We start from the raw sequence: 23,526 nt of genomic DNA on the forward strand, positions 1-23,526 counted from the left end.
TAGAGCAGTTTCAGGGGGGATAACATATGATTTCTGAATTAAACAAGGATGATTTTTATAAATGTAACCGTTTAGTAAATGAAAAAGGGCAATTGGAGGTAAAGGCTGTAATTGCAAGAGTGAATCCTGGTCGTATATTTGTAGATAACATTTATTGTCCTAATTTACGATTCAAAAAAGAAACAATATGGGGTGTCCGAAAATGAAAATACAAATTGTATTGTTTGATGGCTTCGGAGAACTTGTCTCTTTCGCGCCGTTTGAAGTACTGAAAAGAGCAATAGAAGAAGGGGCTCCGTTTACAGTTGAACTCGTATCAAGTGAACGAAAACAAGAAGTTACTACCTCGTTTGGAGTTACGGTTACACTACATGATTTTTTACGAATGGATAATCGCCCAGATTTGTTAATTGTACCTGGTGGTGGCTGGAATCATAAAGCTGAACATGGGGCACGAAAGCAAGCAGAGCTTGGAACACTGACAGAAACGATTAGAGAGATGCATAATGAAGGAACGATTGTTGCGGGAGTTTGTACAGGAGGTATGCTACTAGCAGCCTCAGGTATATTGAATGGTAAAAAGGCGACGATGCACCATTTGGCACAGGGTGAAATGAGTAAATATGGGGCAGAACTTCTTCATTACCGAATTGTAGATCAAGGCGATATTATTACTGCAAGAGGAGTTACTTCAGGAACTGATTTAGCTCTTTGGATTACGGAAAAGTTCGCAAGTTCTAAAATTGCAGCTGCTGTTGAATATAGAATGGAATATGAGAGGCGAGGTGTTGTTTGGAAGTAATTTAATTATATTTTTTGCTGCAGAGCGTATCAAATATTGTAAAAGAGAAAGAGCCAACTCATACGAGTAGGTTCTTTCATTTATATACTATATTGCTTATTTTTTCACAGTAATATCTTTTTCAAAAAATCATAAAATAGATAATATATTTTGTTCCACATTGATAATTATTTTCATTATATATTTATAAATTAGTAAAATTTAGTTTACAAATTTTTATATAGCTTATATAATTTGACTCATATAAAAAAGTTTCCTTAAGGAAACTTAAGCGCGGGTTTACATTCGCTTTATATTTTTTTGCTTAAAAGTTGCCTTTGCGCAAAATAATTATATACACGAAAAAAAGAAAGGGGAATGCATAAAAAATGGGTGAGGCTATAATTGTTAAAGATTTGTTTGTATCGTATCAAGGGAATCAAGTAGTTCAAAATGTCTCCTTCGATATTGAAAAAGGGAAGCTCGTTGGAATTATTGGTCCAAATGGAGCGGGGAAATCTACTTTAATGAAAGCTGTATTAGATTTAATCCCAAATGATAAGGGATATGTCCAAATTCTTGGAGAGGATATTCGAAGCGTTAGAAAGAGTGTTGCATATGTACCGCAAAGAAGTGATATAGATTGGGACTTTCCGATTACAGTTTTAGATGTCGTGCTAATTGGAACGTATCCATCTTTAGGTATGATGAAAAGACCGAAGAAAGAGCATCGGGATTGGGCGTTTGATTGCTTAAAAAAAGTCGGAATGGAAGAGTTTAAAAATCGCCAAATCGGTGAGTTGTCAGGTGGACAACAACAACGTGTCTTTTTGGCGAGAGCTTTAGCGCAAAAGGCGGAAATATTCTTCTTAGATGAGCCGTTTGTCGGAATTGATGTAACAAGTGAAGAGACAATCATTAAAATTCTTAGGGAACTACGTAAAGAAGGAAAAACGATTGTCGTTGTCCATCATGATTTAAGTAAAGCAGAATCGTATTTTGATAAATTACTATTAATGAATAAAAGCTTAATTCATTACGGAGAAGTACGCCAAGTATTAGAACCAACTGTTATGTCAAAAGCGTATGTGAATCAAGGAATATTGTTTAATAATGCAGCGGAGGTACATTCATCATGAAGATTGTAGAATTTATAGATGCATTAACGCAGTATAGTTTTCTGCAGAAGGCGTTATTAACTTCCGTTATGGTAGGAATTATCTGTGGTGTCATTGGATGTTTTATTATTTTACGAGGTATGGCATTAATGGGTGATGCCATTTCACATGCTGTTCTTCCAGGAGTAGCGCTTTCTTATATGATTGGAATGAACTATTTTATAGGAGCGGTTTTAACAGGTGTTATTACTGCAGTAGGAATCGGATTTGTAAGTCAAAATAGTCGTATTAAACATGATATGGCGATAGGAATTATGTTTACATCTGTTTTCGCTGTAGGGATTATTTTAATTACCTTTATGAAGAGTAGTTCTGATTTGTATCATATTTTATTCGGGAATGTCTTATCGGTTCGTTCTTCTGATATGTGGATGACACTGATTATTGGAGTGGTCATTATTGGTCTTGTAATGTTGTTTTACAAAGAATTACTCGTATCCACGTTTGATCCAACGATGGCGCAAAGCTATGGATTACCGAATAAATGGATTCATTATGGCTTAATGATTCTCCTTACAATGGTTACAGTAGCTTCACTTCAAACTGTTGGAATTATTCTAGTCGTTGCGATGCTTATTACACCAGCGGCTACAGCGTATTTATTAACAAACCGTTTATGGGTCATGATTTATTTAGCAGCAGGCATTGGTGCGCTTTCATCTGTAGTAGGGTTATATTTTAGTTTCTCTTATAATCTTGCTTCAGGTGCAACAATTGTTCTTGTCGCAACATTCTTGTTCGGATTGGCATTCTTTTTCTCACCGTCACAAGGTTTGTTTTGGAGAGCTATCAAAATTAGAAAAAATAGAGCAGAGTTGTCATAATTGATTGGAGGATAATGATGAAATTTAAAAATGTTGTATTATCGGTAATTTGTATTTTTGTATTTGCATTAACAGCGTGTTCGAGTAACACAAATGGAAAAGAAGAGGGTAATGGAAAATTAAAAGTTGTAACTACATACTCCATTATATATGATATGGTGAAGCAAATTGGTGGAGATAAAGTTGAGATTCATAGTCTTGTTCCAATCGGAGCTAACCCGCATGAATATGATCCACTACCAAAAGATGTTATGAAAATGACAGATGCAGATATGGTATTTTACAATGGGCTAAACCTAGAAGAAGGTGGAGCGTGGTTTAAAAAGCTATTAAAAACGGCAAATAAATCAGCGAAAGATGCACCGGTTTATAAAGTAAGTGAAGGTGTAGAAGCTATTTACTTAGAAACAAAAGGATTAGAAAAAGAACCAGACCCACATGCTTGGATGAATATTAAAAATGGTATTTTATACGCTGAAAATGTGAAGCAGGCATTAATTAAAGAAGATCCTAAAAATAAAGAGTTCTATACTAAAAATGCTGATGAGTATGTAGCAGAACTTCAAAAGTTACACGATGAGACAGTAAACAGAATTCATCAAATTCCTGAAGAAAAACGTTTCTTAATCTCTAGCGAAGGTGCTTTTAAATACTTTGGAAAAGCATATGACATTAAGACGGGATACATTTGGGAAATTAACTCAGAGAATCAAGGTACGCCAGATCAAATTAGAGATGTTGTAAGTTTAATTCAAACAAACAAAGTGCCAGCTTTATTTGTTGAAACAAGTGTAGATCGACGTAGTATGGAAACTGTTTCAAAAGAAACAAACGTGCCAATTGCAGGGACAATTTTTACAGACTCACTAGGTAAATCAGGTGAGGATGGAGATACTTACTTAAAAATGATGAAATGGAATATAGATACCATTATTAATGGGCTACAAAAGTAGGATTTATCTGTTTTTCAATGTAGCGTAACTATTGAATTTTTATAAAATAAGAGATGAAAGAGCTAGCTCATATGAGTTGGCTCTTTTATTTATCCCAATATTTGCGGGCGGATAAGATTTCCTCCTTAAAAATTCAGCGAATGGGAGGGCTGCCCGTAAAATCCCACTGAATATGTACTAATAATCAGTGGGGGTGACAAAACTTCTACTAATTAAAGTTTCATTTTATAATTTTTACTTTATTAAAAGTAGATTTGTTAGAAAGGATAATCATTTATTGATATAATGAATGGATGCGAAGCAGGAAATAGATAGAAAGATACTGCTAGTAATTTATACTTAAAATGTAGGGAGATTGAACAGAGTTATGGGGACAGAAAAAGAAATTAGTTCCGCTAAATTAATATGGAAGATGACGCGCCCACATACATTAACGGCGACGTTTTCTCCTGTAATTTTAGGGACAGTGGCATCACTTTATGTTGCCAAAATTGATTGGCTGTTATTTATTGCGATGATGGTTGCATGTTTAGCATTGCAAATAGCAACTAACTTATTTAATGAGTACTATGATTTTAAACGTGGATTAGATACCGCTGAATCCGTTGGCATCGGTGGCGGAATTGTCCGTCATGGATTGAAGCCAAAAAATGTGTTAACAGTTGCACTTTTATTATATGTCGTAGCAGCTTTTATTGGCATTTATATTTGTATGAATAGTAGTTGGTGGTTAGTGGTTATTGGTTTAATTGGAATGGCGGTTGGCTATTTATATACAGGTGGTCCATTACCAATTGCGTACACTCCGTTTGGAGAATTAGTTTCTGGATTGTTAATGGGGACATGTTTTGTACTTATTGCTTTCTTTATTCAAACAAATACGATAACGATTGAAAGTGTATTGATTTCCATTCCAATTGGGATTTTAGTCGGTGCAATCAATATGTCAAATAACATCCGAGATATAGAAGAAGATATTAAAGGTGGAAGAAAGACATTAGTAATCCTCCTTGGGAGAGAAAAAGCCATAGTAACACTAGCGGTAGCCTTTTTCATTGCGTATTTATGGATTGCCGTAATTGTATTAATGGGTTATATAAGCCCTTGGGCATTAGTTATGTTCCTAGGTTTGAGAAAGCCAATCTCTGCTATTCAAAGTTTCCAAAAAGGAGCAAAGGACCCTGGGTATATGCGCATCGCAATGAAATCAACAGCAATGACAAATACGATTTTTGGCTTCTTATTATCGGCAGGATTATTAATTAGTTATCTGTTTTAGATAAAAAATCTTGTTAAATAACTTAACCCCAATTTCTCAATTTTAATATGGAGAAATTGGGGTTTTTATTTTGACTTTGTTTAATGCTAAAAACAGTTTCATTTGAAATATAAATACCAATAAATTGCAACTTCATCATTTTCAATATCTAAACCTTTATAAACAAGAAAATCAAACCCACCAATTACAAATCCACATTTTTCATAAAATTTACATGCTGCGACATTATTATTTTGCGTTTCAAGCATGATCCCGGGCATGTTGCCTTCTTTTGCCCATCGCTTTGCCTGATCAACCAATCTTTTACCAACTCCGAGTGTACGATATTTTTTATCCACCGTTATATCTTCTATGTAAGCATAGTGATTCCAATTCTTTTTCAATACCATTAATCCAATGATTTGGTTATGTAACAGTGCTATGTAAATGACTTGATTAGGTTTATTTATATATTCATTGTAAGCCAGTTCTTCATTATCATCTTGATTTTGTAAATAACTTTTTTCATAACTTGGAACGTCTTCTACTGTATATTCTATGCGTCTATTTACTTTGGAAAGAGAAAGAATTAACCGAGCATTCACTATAAAACTGTCATCGATCTTCGGGAAATTGTCTAAATCATTTTTTTCTAACTCTCTAATTAAAAGATTCATCGGAGCACCTCCACATAATAATATTTCTTCTAGTTCTTTATTTGATTCAAATGAATTCCAATTACAAAATTATAATAGAATTTCAATAGTATGGCTAACTCAGTATTTTATCTTTATAACAGCATACTATTATCTTGATATAAAAATTTTGTTTAGAAAGAGTAGTATTTTTTATTTTGGATGTATATCCAGTTTTCAAATTTAACTGTATTAGAGAAAACAATATTTTTCTAAAGAGTGGATGCAGTACGCTATTCTTTAACTAATTTCGACATTATCTGCATTTTATCTTCACCTTCCTCTATTAATCTATTTATTGTAAATATCAACTGGAGTTAATGCTTAGCTGTATAAATAATGAATATGAAAATTAGTAGGGAAAGGATCGAAACATAATGAAAGAATCACAAAATAAGAAAAAAACAAATGTAGGAACTAAGGCAATACTATCTCTAGGAGTTGTTTTAGCAACGACCTTTTTCACATTCTTTTTAATTGGGAAATGGAACTCTATCCCAGCGAAGGGAGTAGCTAATGAAAGTAGTAATCAAGTTAATACGCAACAACAAGAAAAGAAAAAGGAAACACCACCAGCAAAACAGAAAAGACCTGATGGAAAACCGGTAGGAAAGGTTGTTTATTTAACATTCGATGACGGTCCTAGCGAATTAACTGGGAAATTTTTAGATGTACTAAAAGAGCAACATGTTGCTTCGACATTTTTTATGCAAGGTAGCAATTTACAGAATACCGCTTTTCAGGAAAACGTAAAGCGAGCAGTAAAAGAAGGACATTATATTGGTGCTCATAGTATGACACATAATAGTGATAAGTTATACAAAAAAGGACAATTTGTACCGGAGATGAAAGAAACGTTAGCTCTTATCCATAATATTACGGGTACAACGCCTAAACTAGTTCGTCCGCCATATGGATCTGCACCAGGATTAAAGGGCGAGGAAATTCGTAACCAAATTGTAGAAGCGGGAATAAAAGTTTGGGATTGGACGATAGATTCAAATGATTGGAAATTAAAAGGTAATCCACAGCAAATTATAGAGAATGTAAAGCGTACAACAACAGAAGATGTGGAAGTAGTTCTAATGCATGAAAAACCACAAACATTACAAGCGCTTCCTGAAATTATTAAATTTTATAAGGAAAAAGGATATGAATTCGGGGTATACAATGAAGCGGATCATTTTCAACTAAACTTCCAGAAAGATCAACGTCTATAGTATCAAATAAATAAATTAAGAGCATGTTCTGATTCATCTTTCTTCAGGACATGCTTTTTTTGCTTGTTTCTATAAGCTCATTAGTACCAATTTAACAAAGCATCAGTTACAAGTTACTTTATGGATACCTCATTTTAGAATAACTAACTTATAGAAAAAATTGAATAATTTTCATGTGTAAGGAGATTTTAAGAAGGATATAGAGGGGATATTTTCCTTTTGTTTTCTAGATAAATGATTACTTACCCAAAACATTATAGTGGAACGGTTTCTAAAGCTTGTCTGTCAAGAAATCCTAACACTAAAGTTCAAGTATAAAAACATAAACCACTCGATAAATGGGGTAGTATGATGAAAAAACTTAGTAGAAAGCGTTTGAGAAAAGATATTCAGGAACTTGAGAGTGCAAGTATGCTGCTCCATAATAATCAAGAGTGTGAACTCAAGCAGAATGTATCTGCGAATGAAGAAGTTTTGAGACAAGTTTTTGAAAATTGTTCCGATATTGTTTTTCGTCCAATAATCATAGATAGTCAAAATAAAATTCTTTTTATTTATATAGATGGATTAGTCGACACTAAAGCTGTGGAACAAGTTGTTTTGAAACCAATGATGTTCGAAGGTCTGCCTAGTGGAGTAAAGAGTGTGGATTCGGTAGGAGAAATTATACAAAATCAGCTAATTGCGGTTTCTCAAGTAAAGACAATCTCTAAAGTTCGTGAGGTTATAGAAGCAGTATTGAAAGCGAATATCGTCATTTTAACAGAAGGAGAGAGTCAAGCTCTAGTCGCTGATTTAAAAGGTTTTGAAAAACGAGGTATTGAAGAGCCGGCTGCCGAGATTTCTGTTCGTGGCCCTCGGGACGGATTTACGGAAACAATAAGGGTCAATACGAGCCTGATTCGCCGAAGAATTCGAAGCCAAAAACTAAAAATGGAACCTTATTCGATTGGGGAATTGTCACAGACAGATGTGGTAATTGCCTATATTGAGGGAATTGCACCTGATTCGGTTTTGGATGAAGTTCGCCAAAGGGTAAAGCGAATTCAAATTGATGGAGTGTTGGAGTCAGCTTTCATTGAAGAGTTTATTGAGGACCAACCCTTTTCTCCCTTTCCACAAATTCAAAATACTGAGCGGCCAGATGCGGTTTGTGCAAGTTTATTAGAGGGGAAAGTCGCCATTTTAGTAGATAACACACCTTTCGTTTTGATCGTTCCTATGACATTTTGGACAGGTCTGCAAGCAGCGGAGGATTATTATGAACGCTCCATCTACACAACTTTTGTTCGATGGATTCGTTTAATATTAATTAATATTTCATTATTTCTTCCTTCTCTCTATGTTGCTATTACAACCTTTCATCCTAAATTAATTCCGACAAATTTGCTTATTAGTATTGCAGCTGCGCGAGAAGGCATTCCTTTCCCGGCTGTCATAGAAGCGCTAATGATGGAGTTTTTATTTGAAGGTTTGAGGGAAGCGGGGGTTCGGTTACCAAAACCTGTTGGATCCGCAGTTAGTATTGTCGGAGCACTTGTTATCGGGCAAGCTGCTGTGCAAGCAGGTATTATTTCGGCACCTTTGGTCATTGTTGTGGCGACGACCGGTATTGCGTCATTTGCGTTCCCGCGCTACAACTTAGGAACAGCTTACCGGATGTTACGCTTTCCTATGCTGTTATTGGCAGGAATGCTCGGGCTATACGGTGTTGCAATAAGTACCCTTGCGATTTTGATTCATTTAACTAACATTCGTTCTTTTGGCATTCCGTATTTAAGTCCAGTTGCACCTCAGACTCCTCGTGATTTAAAGGATGTTTTTCTCCGAACACCTCGTTGGAATATGACCCACCGCCCAATAATGGTATCTGGTGAAGAGAAAGTCCGTTTTCCAGGTGGACAAAAGCCAGATGAGAAACGGGGAGGGGAAACAGAATGAGCCTGCACAAGGCACTCTGTATGATACTGGTCATTTCTTTATGCTTCTTGACGGGATGTTGGGATCGGACAGAATTAAATGATTTGGCAATAGAATTAGGATGGGGACTTGATCAAGCGAAGAATAATAAGATTGAAATTAGTGCTCAGTTTATTATTCCATCAAAAATGGGAATGGGACAGAGCGGAAGAAGTAATGCAGGAAAAGCGTTTTTTACAGAATCGGGAACGGGAAGGGATACACATGAAGCTATACAAATGATGCAAACAAAAATGTCGAGAGAAATTTTTCGAGGGCACCAGCGTGTAATATTGATTGGAGAAAAAATGGCTAAAAGTGGTCTTGCTCCAGTTTTAGATGCATATAGCCGCGATCCTGATATTCGATTACGAGTAGGTGTGTTCGTCATAAAAGGGAATACTGCAAAAGATTTTCTGAAAGCGTCCATCCCTTTAGAGTCTATCCCGGCACTTGGGGCACTTAAAGAGCATATGCAAATAGAGGCAGCGGGAGATATGTCTTTATTAAATTTTCTTATTGCTGGTACGAGTGATGGAATCACCCCGATTTTGCCCGTTATTAAACTAAATGTGTCTCATGAAAAAGGTAAAACCGTGGTCAAAGGATTTCAAATTGTAGGCGGTGCTATATTTAACAACGATTTCAAATTGGTAGGATACTTGAACATGCAGGAATGGTTAACTACTCTTTGGATAGTGAATCGTTTAAGTAAACAGACAGTTACAGCAACGGCCTCTAAAGGAAATGGTAGTGCAAGTTTATATATGACAAAGATCAATAGAAAAATCATACCTACTATACAAGGGGACACAATTAAGTGTGACATTGTTTTTTCTGGTGAAGGAACAATTCAGGAGAACAATACGAATTTAGATCTTTCGCAGCCAAAAAATCTTACTCTTTTAGAACATGTATTGGAAAAACAGTCCGAAAAGGAAGCTCTCCAAACTATTAAAAAGGTTCAAAAACAATACGGAACCGATATCTTTGGATTTGGAGAAGCCATTCATCAAAAATATCCATCCGAATGGAAAGGGTTAAAAAAGAATTGGAGTAAACAATTTCGAAAAGTGGAGGTTTCTGTTCATACAAAGCTTACTATTCGGCGAATAGGACTGACTGGACCACCGTTGCAGTTGAAGAAAAATGAAATGAAAAAATAAGGAGGAATATAGAGTGTGAGAAATTCGATGAAAATCTCTGGCAGGCAAATCTTTTGGATGATGTTCACATTTGAAGTGGGACAATCACTCCTTCTAGTTATTCCAGCGACGATTCGTACTGTCAAACAAGATGCGTGGATCTCGATTTTGATTGCAGGAGTGATAGGGGTTGCTCTTACTTTTTTGGCAACTACACTTGGTTCGCTTTATCCGAAACAAACTCTCATTGAATTTAGTCAAACTATTCTTGGTAAATGGCTAGGAAAGCTACTGATGATTCCTTACTTCTTTGGGTGGTACATGATAATTTGGATAACCGTCCGTGAATTTGGTGAATTCATTATTATCGCTTTGTTTCATAATACACCTTTGTGGGTCATTGTCTTTACTGCGATGTTATTGCTCATTTTTATCATTTACCAAGGAGGGGTGGAAGGTATTGGACGTTTAAGTGAAATCATAGGGCCAATTGTACTTTTAATGATAACGTTTATAATCATTTTGAATGTTGGCAATATGAATTGGGATTATATGCGGCCTATTTATCACGATTCTGGCTGGCTTCCCATCCTTAAAGGTTCCTATACCCCTGTAGCCGCATTTTTTGGAGAGGCTGTTATGATGATGATGTTCGTTTTCTTTATGGATAAACCAGAGCAAGCGTCATCAAGGGCGATGTTGGGGGTAGGATTAGCCGTTTTCATGGTAACAATCGGAACATTAGCGGTCATTTTAACATTCGGTCCGAATTTATCTTCAAGTTTTTTGTATCCGGTTTACGATTTGAGCCGATACATATCTGTCATGGAGTTCATTCAAAATGTGGATATTTTGATAGTTATTATTTGGTTTTTTAGTATTTTTGTGAAATTGGCGTTATACATGTTTATCGCTTGTTATGGAACAGCACAAATATTTCATTTGAAGGATTGGCGAAAAGTAGCGTTAGTTCTTGCTCCTATTTCGTTCATCATAGCTGTGTCAGTTAAAAATATCCAAACATTTACCCATTATTACTACATATTTTTCGTAATTCCAATTGCATTTCCCGTTTATGAGCTAGGGATTCCTTTACTGTTATTGGTGGTTGGCAAAATTCGAAGGAAATATGCATAAGCCCAATCGGTAATATATTTGGAGGGCAGGTATACTTTTAGTTTTTTGACTAATATAAAAAGAGAAAAATCCTACTTATAAGTGTAGGATTTTTCGTTTGTATATTACGTTACAAGAGTTTCCTTATTTTCTCCGGAATGTCCTTTTTAGAAATGTATGCAACAGAGCCTTTATAGTAAGAGTATTTTGTTGGGGATAATCAAAAAACATATATTGCAATATAAAAATTCACTTTAATACTAAAGGATACATGACAACGATTCCTATAAATTCTTCTCAATAATTGAAAATAAAATCAATCCAGATTATTATATTGTTAATGTAATTATAAATATAATTACATTTTATTGAAGGAGGATACAAAGATGAAAAACTCAAAAGGCTCTATTGAATCAGAGATAAGCAAAGCAATTACTCACTGGGAAAAGGACTACCTAGGACGCGGGTCTATATCCGTTAAGACAGATATATTACGGGATATGATTATCGTAAATTTACAAGGGATTTTAACGCCGGCTGAATATACGGTTTGCGAAACAAAAGACGGTATGTTAACGATAAAGAAAAATCGTTCGGAGTTAGTTGAATCTGGAATTGAAGATCTAAAAGAGATTATACTAGAATTAACTGGAGAGAAAGTGAAAAGCTTTCATACGGATATAAGCTCCCGTACAGGTGAACGAGTAATGATTTTTAAATTGCTTCATAATCTTGAGGAGAAATTTTAAAAATACCTTAAGGTTAGTGGAAGGATTAAGAAACCTACAAGTTTTGCAATTTGTTTAACTTTATTAACATGCTAATAATTAAAAATTTGAAGTTATTAAGGTATAATAAATTCTGATTGAAATAACGTTCAAAAAACGGATAAATAAATTGACAAACTGCTTAATATGGTTTATCTTATAATTGTTTTAAAAAATTGATAGATGCTCATTTTAACAGTTTGCTATAATTAAGGCTTTAGCATTTTTTTAATATGTAATATTGACTAAATGAAAAAGTTTCTTAATTAAAAGATAGCTTATAACATAAATTGATATATTGATTGCATAGTCTAGGAGATCAGAAATATACATTTCTTTTTAACAGGAGTAATACATACATTATTATCCTCTATAAAATGGGAGCTCTTCAAAAAACTTTATTGAAGTTAGTTGAAGGGAAACCGACAATCTCCATAATTCAATGATGATATAAAATCATTGAATTATGGAAGTTGTCGGTTTTTTTTATGGGAAAAAACGATGTACTAAAAAGAGTGAATGAAAATTGAAATTAAAGAACTATCTTACTTAAAAGGAATTTTTATAGGTTATTTTCGCTTAGAAGGGAGTATTTAACATGTTAATTTCGCTGAGTTCATCAACACTGTTAACATTATTTTTTATGGCGCTTAGTGCTTCTTGGCTAAGTGGATTATTGTTTTTACATGCAAGGATACCTTTACGTTTTGTTCATATCCATATTGGTATCGCTGCTTTGCCTTCATTGATTTCTTTACTCGCACTTGTTAATAACAATGGAGATAGAGTTGTGGGGCCTTGGCATCTAGATACTTTAGCTTGGTTAATGGCTTTCTTTGTTCTTACAATTGGTTTAATCATTCAGCGTTTTTCTGTACGTTACTTAATGGGAGACCGCTCATATCGAAAATACTTTTTACTTTTTACATTTACTACAGGTGTATCTTCGGTTGCATGGTTAAGTGATGATCTTCGTTTAATGATCATTTGTTGGGGAGCAACGCTTATAGGATTGGTTCTACTCATAGGGCTAAATAAAGGTTGGAAAGTAGTTAGTGAAGCAACTAAAATCTCTGGCTATTTATTTACAATAAGTTGGATTGCGTTGCTATCAGCTATCATTTGGTTGTTTCAAGGCACTGGACAGTGGCAGTTAACGTCAGTTTTAACGAATGAAAATGTAGCGCTACATGGAACATTGGAGAGAACAGGAATTAACTTATTGGTTATAGTAGCGGTGATGATTCCAGCAGCACAATGGCCTTTTCAAAGATGGTTAATTGAGTCTGCTGTTGCTCCAACTCCTGTTTCTGCTATTATGCATGCTGGTTTAGTAAATGCTGGCGGTATCATGTTAACTAGATTTTCACCTCTTTTTCATGATGATATTGCACAAATCATTTTACTAATTTTCTCAAGTATTTCTGTCTTAATCGGAACAGGAATTAGCCTAGTTCAAGTTGATTATAAACGTCAGTTAGTGGGATCAACTATTGCACAAATGGGATTTATGCTTATTCAATGTGCATTAGGAGCCTATTTAGCGGCTGTTATACATTTAATTTTACATGGTTTGTTTAAAGCTACGCTGTTTTTACAAGCTGGTTCTTCAGTAGAACGTTTTGGGGTAGTGAAGCAGTCTAATGAAAAGATGTCCAATTTATGGATTATGGTCGGACGTGTTTTAGGATTATTTATAGCAATTACTTTCTGGTTTATGACTTCTGGAGAGGGGTATCAACTAGTTAGTGCGTTAATCTTAGGCTGGTCACTATACTTTTCATGGAAACAGCTTGTTGTTTTTGGAGAGGGAAGAATGGGACGAATTGCTGGCGTAATTGTTTTGATTGGATTTTCTCTCATTTACTTTACCGTTCATAATTCTCTTTACAAATGGTTGCATACTGACATGTATCAAAGTGTTCAACCTTCAGCTTCAGCTGTTATTTTTGTTATATGTCTCTTATTGTTTGGTAGTGCTATTAGTACTCTCGTTACTCGTAATCAATCCTCTACAATATTTGCTGTAATGTATCTTTGGTTCGTTCGAGTAGGTGAGGCGAGACAAAAGTCAGTAGAAAGTCATCCAAGCTATCTTAAACATTATGTATCAAAGGGAGGTAATCGGTGATGAGTATACCGTCAATCGTAACGAAAGAAACTTTAAAAAAGAAAGATACAAACATTGAAATACAAGAAAAGAATATGAATGATTTAGTTGAATCTGCTAGCCGAGTGATTGCACCACTTTGGCCGATTGCTACATTTGCAGCTCATCACCCTTGGATGGGACTTGAAAAGCAATCATTTGAACAAGTTGCAGATTGGTTAAAAGAAATTCGTAATGTGGATATATATCCGAGTGCTGCTATGATTCATTCGGCAAAGGCAAAAGGGGAGATTGAGGAATCATTTTTACAAAGTGGCTTGTCTCGTTGGCTTGATTCACAATCTTTTCATATCCCGCGAAAGAAAGTGGAGCAGTTTTGCCAAGTAGCTTTAAAATTAGAGGAATTACCTTCTAGTCTATTATCATTGCCAGAAGTAAATAAACTGGCAGAAGAAATGAGTTATATAAATACAGAGAGTATGAAAGACTCTTCTTTGCAACCTGTAAGTTCACTTATAGAGAACCAAAAGGGTGAAAACCTATCTGATATTCTTAATTATCATATCATTAAATGGTGTAAATTATATCTTGATGACTCCGGATCAAGTTGGACGATGCCAAATCGAGAGAAAGGTTTTTATCGTGCATGGCAACACCTTATTACATTTGATCCAGCGCTCAGTAAAAATGAGCGTAAAGTTTTAAAAGATTGGCCACAAGATGCCCAAGTAGCTTTAGCGAGAGCATTATCTGAACTAGGAATTTCTGAATCTAACATACAAGCTTACCTTGAAGGGCACTTACTTTCTTTGCCTGGGTGGGCAGGAATGATACGATGGCGCTCACAACAATCAATTCAGGAACAGGAACTCCTAATAGAATATTTAGCAGTTCGAATTTCTATGGAGCTGGCTATTACAAAGCTTTATTTACCTTTAAAAAATCAAAAGGTTGAGAAAAAAGTTGCAATCGTCCCGCTTATAGCTTCTTGGATCTATTGGGGGAATATTTCAACACGGGAATGGTTACAAATGCCTGCTGCTGAACAAAGTGAATTATTAGTATTCGCTTATCGTTTTGATGAAAATATTCGTAGGAAACTTTGGCTGGAAGCTTGGGAACAGACGCATGCAGAGCAATTAAGGAAGAAGATTGCTTCTAAACAACGTGCAACTAATGATAAAAAGCGTGTATTAGCTCAATTAGCATTCTGTATTGATGTACGTTCAGAACCGTTTCGTCGCCACCTTGAAAAATTAGGTCCGTTTGAAACATTTGGAATAGCTGGTTTCTTTGGATTACCAATTGCAACTAGTGAACTAGGTAGTAATAACAACCATCCTTCTTTGCCAGTTATACTCAAACCGAAACATCAAATAAAAGAGCTCACAAATGAAAATGAACTTAAATCTTATGAGCAACGTAAGAGGGTAGGCAGTTCGGTACGTTATACATTTAAAACGATGAAACAGAACGTACTGACGAGTATGGCGCTACCTGAGTTAAGTGGTCCTTTATTTGGTCTACAAATGGTGACAAGAAGCTTTGTCCCAAGAGGAGTTGGTGCTTTCATTCGTAACCTTCGTAAAACTATGTTACAAAAACCTGATACAACATTCTCACTTAATCATGTTCATGACACAAAGGGCGAGATACCTATCGGTTTTACGAAAGAAGAAAAAGTGAACTATGTGCGTCAAGCTTTAAAAATGGTGGGACTGACAGAAAAATTTGCTCCTTTAGTTGTAATGTGCGGACATAGTAGTCAAAGTACGAACAATCCTTATGCTGCAGCACTTGAGTGTGGTGCTTGTGGCGGAGCAGCAGGGGGATTCAATGCAAGAGTTTTTGCTACTTTATGTAATCTTCCAGAAGTAAGAGAGGCATTGGCTGCTGAAGGTATTAAAATTCCTGAGGACACCATTTTTGCAGCAGCTGAACATAAAACAACAGTGGACGAATTGGAATGGATTTACGTCCCGGAACTTTCGGAAGCTGCGCAAGAAGCATTTGATTGTATCGAGTCGATTATGCCAAATGTGAGCCAACATGCAAATAGAGAGCGTTTAACGCAATTACCAAATTTTAAAACGAAAATAAAAAATGCGAGTAAAGAGGCACATCGATTTGCAGAAGATTGGAGTGAAATACGTCCAGAATGGGGATTAGCTCGTAATGCATCTTTTATTATCGGGCAACGAGAATTAACTCAAGATTGTGACTTAGAAGGTAGGGCGTTCCTCCATAATTATGATTGGAAACAGGATGAAAGTGGCGATATATTAGCTAACATTATTGCAGGACCAGGAACAGTAGCTCAGTGGATAAATTTACAATATTACGCTTCAACTGTAGCACCTCATTATTATGGTAGTGGAAACAAAACAACCCAAACTGTAACGGCAGGTCTCGGTGTTATGCAAGGGAATGCAAGTGACCTGTTGCCAGGCTTACCTTGGCAATCGGTTATGCAGTCAGATAGTGAGACGTATCATTCACCACTTCGTTTACTAATTGTCATTCAAGCACCTATTGAATATATAGAACGTTTGTTAAATAATGATTTCACATTTCGAGAAAAAGTTCAAAATGGATGGGTTAGACTTGCAAGTGTTGACCCAGAGGGACGCTGGAAAAACTGGTAACAATTATTATTGTTACTAGCTTAAAAGTTTCATAAATACAATAATGAAGAAGGAGTGCTCCATATGAATTCAAAGAATAAAAAAGTTTTATTATTAACAGACATTGAACACGGAATAGAGCCTAGTATCCAACAAGTAACTAACATTCACCAAGAAAACATGTTGACTATACACAGCTATGATTCTGTAATTGTACATCCTTATGGAGATATAATGAGATCTATTATTATTGCTATTTATCAAGAAAATGTTAAAGAAATTTTTGTTGTCGGAATAGAGGATAAAGAAACGTCTTCAGTTAATCTACAAACTCAACGTGATTTCATAAAAGATAATATAGAATTAGACTATCTCTTTAAAAATTGCATGCCTGAATTTTCAAGTGGTAGCCTCGATGAATGGCTAAGTGGAAAAGAAAATGTTAGTGAAAATATTGAGAAGAGTATAGATATGATTTGTCATCATCCACTAGTACCGTCTGATGTTAAAGTTCATGGTTTCAAGATTGATAGAATAGGGGAAAAAGAAACGGTTGTTAAAATTCCTACTAATAAAATAGTTGAAAAAGTTAACTAATTTATTAAAGACAAATAAATTCTTATGTATAAATTGCTGTTGTATAATAAATTTTATTATGTTTTAAGAATCAGAAGAGGTAGCCATGCAAAACAAAATTATCGTTATGTTTCAAAAAGATTTTCGTTTATATGATAACCCAGCTCTATTTGAGGCTGTTCAGTCCGGGGAGGTTCTTCCGGTATATGTACAAGATGAAACTTTTTCAATAGGAAGTGCGGCAAAGTGGTGGTTACACCATGCTGTAATAGATGTAAAGAAGCAACTTGAGGCATTGGGCTCTACTTTAATAATTCGTAAAGGACGTACGGAGGAAGAAATACTTTCTCTCATAGAACAATTAGATATAACGGCTGTATATTGGAATATTTGCTATGATCCGGACAGATTACAATCTAATCAAAAAATGAAAATGATGTTAGAAGATAAAGGTATTATTTGTAAGGAATTTAATTCGCATTTATTATTAGAACCGTGGATTATAAAAAAGAAGGACAACACTGAATATAAGGTGTTTACGCCTTTTTACAATGCATTTCAAAAGCAGGTAATACCTAAACCTATTAGCAAAGTGCAGAGTATAAAATGGGGAAGCTCTTTACCAGCAAGCTTATCTGTTTCAGAATTACACTTGCTGCCAACTATACCGTGGACATCTCATATTGAATCAATATGGGAGCCTACAGAGGAAGGGGCATACAAAACATTCAAGAAATTTTTCTCTAGCAAATTAGCCTCTTATAGTGAAGGAAGAGATTTTCCAAATCAAAATGCTCATTCGATGTTGGCGCCATATCTTTCATTTGGCCAAATATCAGTGAAGTTAATGTATCATTACTTAATAAATAAAAGTACCGAAAGACAATGTAGTCTTTTTGAAAAACAAGTGAATAGTTTTATACGCCAATTAATTTGGCGAGAGTTTTCTTATTATTTGCTATATCACTATCCGTTTACAGTATATAAACCTCTTAATAAAAACTTTGAACATTTTCCGTGGAATAAGGAAGAGGAGTTATTAAGAGTATGGCAAAAAGGTGAAACTGGTTATCCGTTTATTGACGCGGGAATGCGGGAGCTTTGGAAAACAGGTTTTATGCATAATCGGACAAGAATGGCTGTAGCCTCTTTTCTTGTAAAGCATTTGTTAATTCCGTGGCAAGAAGGAGCAAAATGGTTTATGGATACACTACTAGATGCTGATATTGCAAATAATACAATGGGATGGCAATGGGTTGCTGGAAGTGGAGCAGATGCATCACCGTACTTTCGTATTTTTAATCCTATCACACAAGGAGAAAAGTTTGATAAAAATGGAGAGTATATAAGAAAATGGGTACCAGAATTAAGAGATATACCGAATAAGTATATACATAAACCTTGGGAAGCACCTGAGCATATTTTACAAAAGGCCAATATAAAGCTTGGTAATACATATCCTTTGCCAGTCGTTGATCATAAGGCAGCAAGAGAGAGAGCACTGTGTGCATATAAAAGTATGAAAGAGTTCGTATAAAATAGATTAAACGATATGTATTTGAAATTTAAATATTAGAAATTTATCCATTACAAGGGCATACTAATCATATAAAGTTTCTATAATCTTCTAGTAAAAAGGAGAATGTTTATGAAAAAATCTAGTATTATAGTATTTTTACTAACATATGGTTTGTTTTATGTTTCTAGTGTTTTATTCCCTATTGATCGTACTTGGTATGATGCGTTAGAAAAGCCGTCTTGGACACCTCCTGGTATGACAATCGGAATGATATGGGCTGTATTATTTGGACTTATTGCATTATCAGTTGCAATTATTTACAACAACTATGGATTCAAGCCAAAAACATTTTGGTTTGTATTCCTTTTAAATTATATGTGCAATCAAGCGTTCAGCTACTTTCAATTCAGTCAAAAAAATTTGTTTTTAGCAACAGTAGACTGTTTACTAGTCGCTATTACTACGTTACTTCTCATTATGTTTTCTTCCAATTTATCTAAAGTATCGACATGGTTGCTAATTCCATATTTTTTATGGTCTGCATTTGCTACATATTTATCTTGGACAATTTATAGTATAAATTAAAGACGTAAATGAAAACTTGAGCACAATAAAAATGCTCGAGTTTTTATGTTTATTAATGATAATCTAAAGTATAGAATATATACATCTTAGGGAGGTCATACATATGAAGAAATGGATGAAAATTGTTCTGTACTCTTTACTTGGTATTTTACTTATAGGGAGTATTACTTTTTTTACTTGGTCCCAGTTTACTTACAAACCAACGAAAGAGGCTTTGTCGTTAGTGAATGATAAAAAAGATGAAGATAATATAGTTTTTGGACAGAAAGATGCTAAAATAGGGGTTGTTTTTTATCAAGGTGCTAAAGTAGAAGCTGAAGCTTATAGTTACTTAGGAGAAGCTCTTGCAAAAGATGGGCATTTTGTAGTAATGCCTAAGTTACCATTAAACTTAGCGATACTTGGAATCAATGCGGTAGATAGTGTAATTGAACAGTACCCTGAAGTTCAAAAATGGTACGTTGCTGGACATTCAATGGGCGGAGCTATGATTTCTAAGTATGCCTTTCAGAATGAAGACAAGGTAGATGGGATCATTTTCTTAGGCTCTTATCCTGCAGATGATTTCTCTACAAAATCGATTCCAATGTTATCTATTTATGGAGAAGTAGATGCTTTAGCAACTGTAGAAAAAATAGAGAACAATAAAAAGTTAATGTCAAAGAATACAACTATGCACATGATAAAAGGCGGAAACCATGCTCATTTTGGCATGTATGGTGAGCAAAAAGGTGATAATGCAAGCTTAATTACGTCAAAAGCACAACGGGATGAAACAGTTAAAGTAATTGAAGAATGGTTGTTAAAACAATGATAACGAACTTAATAAATCGATCGAAAAAATTCTCCAAACGGTAGATGGGAGCGATAATAAAGAGCCAACTCGTACGAATTGGCTCTTTTATTTCTTTGCTATCTCCAATTGTCCCCTTATTTTCTCTGGAATGTCCTTTTCAGAAATAATATCGTAGGAATAGACATACTTACCTTTCACATGAATTTTTAAGTAAATTTTTCTTGTAAAATCATTAGGCGTGTTCGTTCCAACTTTATATTCTTTTTCATTGCTTAATTCATCAACACCTTTTAGTGAGTACATAGCTCTTCCTTTATGATGATAATCTGGAACACCATATCCTTTCGCAACGGCATATACATTCTTTTCTTCAGCAATCGGATTAAATCTGTCTAAATCTCCGCGTAATATGAAAGGTAGTAAGTATATAGGGAGGCCTATTCCTAGTATGCAAATTACAAATTTCTTCATGATCGTTTCTCCTCTTGTTCATTTACATGATTCAGTATAGAAAAAAATTCTTATAAATATAGAGGGAAATTCCTTAAGGTTTTCTTAATAAAGTTTAACCGTGTGAAAAAAGACTAACTTGAGCAGTAAGCTTACGGAATGAATAGCCAAATAACCTGTTTTCTTTATTTTTTGAGGATAGGTTATTAGGTTTTATATTGGTATGAGTGAATTAAGAAATAAGTGAGATTTAGGAAATAGAATAAATTTATTTTACAGTAATAAGAGAATTAACTAAATAAATGAGAGTGAGAACAATTAAAGAAAGCATCTAGTGGGGTGCTTTTTTCTTTTGAAACAGAGAATCTCATGGGTCATTTACATGTAAATTAGTGCTGTGCTTCTAAGTCCTTGGAAAATCCAACAATAAAAAAAGAGGGGGAGGGCATTTTTTATTGAAGTTTGTTAATGATAGATTTTTAATTAGTTAGGGGGGATCGTAAAATAGATTATTAATCTCTTTGATAATTTTTATTTTCCTTATAGTTGGCATACTGTATTAGAAATTTTAAATTTTGAAAGGAGAATCAATAAGTATGGGTAAGAAAAGAAGAACAAGTAATAAGTTATTACTTGTTAGTGCGATTTTTTCAATAACAATTCCCTCAGTCTCATATGCGGAGGAAGTAATTTTACCTGAAAATTTTACGAGTTCTTCAAGTTTGTATGAGGGACGGAATACGGAAGTATTGAAAACAAGCTTATATCCTGATACATATAATTATCCGTTTAACCATCAATTTATTTCGAAATTAAAGGAAGCAAACACACCTATAAAAAAAGTAGACAATAGTGATGATGAAAATCCTATTATATCTACTACTCTTTCATTTATTCGTCATATGAATAGTGAAGATTATAAATCTGCATTTGATTTAACCTCAAGGTCATTACAGAAAATAATATCCGAAGAATGGCTGAAGAGCTATTGGGAGGGACTCCCAGTACAATTACAAGCAGGTTCTTTTATAGAAATTGGAGAGGTTACACAAAAAGAGACAAATCCTGTTCATACAAATGTGGAGATTCAATTAGTTTTTGAAAAAATGACTGTACCTTTACTAATTAAACTAGATCCATCTGGAAAAATAGACGATTTTCAACTAAGCATGTCGTTTAGTCCTGTTGCAGAGCGTCCATCATATAGTAAGCCTGAATCATTTGTTGATAAAGAAGTAGTAGTTGGAAGTGGTGCATTTCCATTACCAGGAACATTGTCGGTTCCAAAAGGAAAGGGTCCTTTTCCAGCGGTTATTCTTGTTCAAGGATCAGGAGCAACCGATCAGGATGAAACAGCGTTTGCTTTAAAACCATTTCGCGATTTAGCTGAAGGTCTTGCATCGAAGGGAATTGCTGTTCTTCGCTATAATAAAAGAACTTATGAACATGGGTTGAAAACACAATTTAGTCCCTTTTATACAGTTGATAAAGAGACAACAGATGATGCTCTTTTTGTAACTCAATTTCTTAAAAATGAGCCTCTAATAAATAAGAATCAAATATATATTCTTGGTCATAGTCAAGGTGGAATGATGCTTCCGAAAATGATTGAAAAAGACCAAAATAATAATATTGCTGGGGCAATTGTAATGGGTGGGCCAGCTCGTACGATCCAAGACGTTGTTTTAGATCAATTTGAGTACCTTTTTTCTATTGGAGCAATGAATCTAGATGAATATAAATTCTACAAAGCACAATTTGAATTATTAAATGATCCAAATTTCTCTAGTCAGAATCCCCCAAAAGATTTTTACTTAGGATCAGCAATATTTTGGGATTCTATCCGAAAAATTAAAGCAGCCGAAATGTCAAAAGAACAAAAGACACCGCTTCTTATTATTCAAGGGGAAAGAGACTATCAAGTTCAATCAAAAATCGAAATGCCTCTTTGGAAAGAACAATTAAAAGAACGAGATAACGTCGATTATCGACTATATCCGAAGTTAAATCATTTCTTTACAGAAGGTGATGGAGAAATAAGTAAACCGGATGAATATTATAGTCCTGCTAATATCCCTGAGTATGTTATAAATGACATTGCTGCTTGGGTGCAAGGAAGATCGCAATTAAATTAGCAACTATATGTTTTAATAAAGACTTTCTTTCTGTAATCAAACTAGAAACATTATTAGGTTATATGTTTTTTAGCACTCTTTTAAAAAGAGTGCTTTTTTATTTTCCTAGGATTTAATTAACGAAAAAAATATCTTGTACTCCTTTTGTAACTTTTTCTAAATAGAAATTTTCTATAAAACAATGGGCTTGCCTTCCAAACAAATCGTTATTTGTAGCACTTTTATCAAAGCAAACTTCTCGTGACATCGCTGTGATATTCAAAAACATTTATAACTTATTTTATGAAATTTTTTGAAAATTTAGGTTTAACATCTTTAAAATAGGTGTATTACATATTACATAACAACTAAATAAAAAAATAAAAAATTTAAAGGAGGAAAAATACAATGCACAAGAATGAAAGAAAACCGGTGGTTCATGAATATGAAAATGAACAGGAAGTAGTTATGAAAGTAAAAGAGCTAGAATTGCAAGGGATTCACCAAGATGACATGTATGTCTTAACACATGAAAAACATCTAACAAAAAAGATTGCGGATGATACAAACACAAATACGATTGGAGTAAAAGAACAAGGATTGGGAACAAGTATTATCAACTTTTTCTCCAAAAAAGGGGACGAACTTCGAAATCAAATGGAAGAAATGGGATTGTCGAAGGAGGAAGCTAACTTATATGAAGAAAAGCTAGATCAAGGGAGGATTTTACTCCTAGTAACAGCTGAAACACCAATGGCGAGTGATAGGAAGTCGCAAACCTATCATTCTCTCTAATAGATTGCAATAGGTAAGGTAATTATTTTAAGTTGTAGCATTGAAGAAAATAAAAGTAGAG

Annotated in this window: 21 protein-coding genes and 1 pseudogene; 19 read left to right on the forward strand and 3 right to left on the reverse strand. The window is 34.5% G+C overall.

Going from position 1 to position 23,526, the window contains the following annotated elements; all coding sequences use genetic code 11:
• Positions 1-26: 26 nt before the first annotated feature.
• The 6 genes and pseudogenes from MHI28_RS00970 to menA all read left to right on the forward strand — a co-directional run.
• Positions 27-164: pseudogene (locus MHI28_RS00970) on the forward strand (GNAT family acetyltransferase); the annotation flags it as partial.
• Positions 165-202: 38 nt separating this feature from the next.
• Positions 203-802, forward strand: a complete 600-nt coding sequence (locus MHI28_RS00975) for a DJ-1/PfpI family protein (RefSeq protein WP_000701570.1) — start codon at positions 203-205, stop codon at positions 800-802.
• 368 nt (positions 803-1,170) lie between these two features.
• Complete coding sequence (locus MHI28_RS00980; protein WP_000503231.1) at positions 1,171-1,920, forward strand: metal ABC transporter ATP-binding protein; 750 nt, start codon at positions 1,171-1,173, stop codon at positions 1,918-1,920.
• Positions 1,917-2,783, forward strand: a complete 867-nt coding sequence (locus MHI28_RS00985) for a metal ABC transporter permease (RefSeq protein WP_000706183.1) — start codon at positions 1,917-1,919, stop codon at positions 2,781-2,783. Before MHI28_RS00980 ends, MHI28_RS00985 begins: the two co-directional genes overlap by 4 nt.
• 17 nt (positions 2,784-2,800) lie before the next feature.
• Positions 2,801-3,736, forward strand: a complete 936-nt coding sequence (gene mntA, locus MHI28_RS00990; RefSeq protein WP_000669597.1) for a manganese ABC transporter substrate-binding protein/adhesin MntA — start codon at positions 2,801-2,803, stop codon at positions 3,734-3,736.
• A 367-nt stretch (positions 3,737-4,103) separates the two neighbouring features.
• Positions 4,104-5,015: a 1,4-dihydroxy-2-naphthoate polyprenyltransferase gene (gene menA, locus MHI28_RS00995; protein ID WP_000536383.1), complete on the forward strand. Its 912-nt coding sequence runs from the start codon at positions 4,104-4,106 to the stop codon at positions 5,013-5,015.
• Between the two features lie 98 nt (positions 5,016-5,113).
• Here the strand turns inward: menA and satA are convergent, their stop codons facing one another.
• The gene (gene satA, locus MHI28_RS01000; RefSeq protein ID WP_001050464.1) at positions 5,114-5,671 is read right to left on the reverse strand and encodes a streptothricin N-acetyltransferase SatA; all 558 of its coding nucleotides are present in this window, start codon (positions 5,669-5,671) and stop codon (positions 5,114-5,116) included.
• 395 nt (positions 5,672-6,066) lie between these two features.
• On the opposite strand from satA, the gene MHI28_RS01005 reads away from it, so the two are divergent.
• From MHI28_RS01005 to MHI28_RS01055, 11 genes are all read left to right on the forward strand, one after another.
• Positions 6,067-6,909, forward strand: coding sequence for a polysaccharide deacetylase family protein (locus tag MHI28_RS01005; RefSeq protein ID WP_000665156.1), 843 nt, complete (start codon positions 6,067-6,069; stop codon positions 6,907-6,909).
• Between the two features lie 348 nt (positions 6,910-7,257).
• Entirely contained in the window at positions 7,258-8,850 is a 1,593-nt protein-coding gene (locus tag MHI28_RS01010) for a spore germination protein (RefSeq protein ID WP_081144014.1), read from the forward strand.
• Positions 8,847-10,034, forward strand: a complete 1,188-nt coding sequence (locus tag MHI28_RS01015; RefSeq protein WP_340827559.1) for a Ger(x)C family spore germination protein — start codon at positions 8,847-8,849, stop codon at positions 10,032-10,034. Before MHI28_RS01010 ends, MHI28_RS01015 begins: the two co-directional genes overlap by 4 nt.
• A 27-nt stretch (positions 10,035-10,061) precedes the next feature.
• Entirely contained in the window at positions 10,062-11,150 is a 1,089-nt protein-coding gene (locus tag MHI28_RS01020) for a GerAB/ArcD/ProY family transporter (protein WP_033668948.1), read from the forward strand.
• Between the two features lie 365 nt (positions 11,151-11,515).
• A complete protein-coding gene (locus tag MHI28_RS01025) occupies positions 11,516-11,878 on the forward strand; it encodes a DUF2294 domain-containing protein (RefSeq protein WP_000798165.1) in 363 nt (120 codons plus the stop codon).
• A 616-nt stretch (positions 11,879-12,494) separates the two neighbouring features.
• The gene (locus MHI28_RS01030; RefSeq protein ID WP_000908915.1) at positions 12,495-14,027 is read left to right on the forward strand and encodes an NADH dehydrogenase subunit 5; all 1,533 of its coding nucleotides are present in this window, start codon (positions 12,495-12,497) and stop codon (positions 14,025-14,027) included.
• Entirely contained in the window at positions 14,027-16,651 is a 2,625-nt protein-coding gene (locus tag MHI28_RS01035; RefSeq protein WP_000026992.1) for a DUF2309 domain-containing protein, read from the forward strand. Before MHI28_RS01030 ends, MHI28_RS01035 begins: the two co-directional genes overlap by 1 nt.
• Positions 16,652-16,714: 63 nt before the next feature.
• Positions 16,715-17,227, forward strand: coding sequence for a carbonic anhydrase (locus MHI28_RS01040; protein WP_086390639.1), 513 nt, complete (start codon positions 16,715-16,717; stop codon positions 17,225-17,227).
• A gap of 85 nt (positions 17,228-17,312) precedes the next feature.
• Positions 17,313-18,743 carry a cryptochrome/photolyase family protein gene (locus MHI28_RS01045; protein WP_001179983.1) on the forward strand — a complete coding sequence of 477 codons (1,431 nt, stop codon included), beginning with the start codon at positions 17,313-17,315 and terminating at the stop codon, positions 18,741-18,743.
• Positions 18,744-18,854: 111 nt separating this feature from the next.
• Positions 18,855-19,310: a TspO/MBR family protein gene (locus MHI28_RS01050; protein WP_000749748.1), complete on the forward strand. Its 456-nt coding sequence runs from the start codon at positions 18,855-18,857 to the stop codon at positions 19,308-19,310.
• 103 nt (positions 19,311-19,413) lie between these two features.
• Positions 19,414-20,124 (forward strand): alpha/beta hydrolase, encoded by a 711-nt coding sequence (locus MHI28_RS01055; protein WP_000759149.1) that lies wholly within the window; start codon positions 19,414-19,416, stop codon positions 20,122-20,124.
• 87 nt (positions 20,125-20,211) lie between these two features.
• On the opposite strand, the gene MHI28_RS01060 is transcribed toward MHI28_RS01055, so the two are convergent.
• Positions 20,212-20,577 carry a YxeA family protein gene (locus tag MHI28_RS01060; protein WP_000714889.1) on the reverse strand — a complete coding sequence of 122 codons (366 nt, stop codon included), beginning with the start codon at positions 20,575-20,577 and terminating at the stop codon, positions 20,212-20,214.
• A gap of 575 nt (positions 20,578-21,152) precedes the next feature.
• Here MHI28_RS01060 and MHI28_RS01065 point away from each other — a divergent pair.
• Positions 21,153-22,691: an alpha/beta hydrolase gene (locus MHI28_RS01065; protein WP_340827560.1), complete on the forward strand. Its 1,539-nt coding sequence runs from the start codon at positions 21,153-21,155 to the stop codon at positions 22,689-22,691.
• 112 nt (positions 22,692-22,803) lie between these two features.
• Here MHI28_RS01065 and MHI28_RS01070 read toward each other — a convergent pair whose 3' ends face one another.
• A complete protein-coding gene (locus MHI28_RS01070; protein ID WP_074789697.1) occupies positions 22,804-22,959 on the reverse strand; it encodes an acyl dehydratase in 156 nt (51 codons plus the stop codon).
• A 119-nt stretch (positions 22,960-23,078) separates the two neighbouring features.
• Here MHI28_RS01070 and MHI28_RS01075 point away from each other — a divergent pair, with 119 nt between their 5' ends.
• Positions 23,079-23,465 (forward strand): general stress protein, encoded by a 387-nt coding sequence (locus MHI28_RS01075; protein ID WP_000549431.1) that lies wholly within the window; start codon positions 23,079-23,081, stop codon positions 23,463-23,465.
• Positions 23,466-23,526 lie beyond the last annotated feature (61 nt).

The organism is Bacillus sp. FSL K6-0268 (assembly GCF_038005425.1).
Taxonomy (GTDB): domain Bacteria; phylum Bacillota; class Bacilli; order Bacillales; family Bacillaceae_G; genus Bacillus_A; species Bacillus_A thuringiensis_S.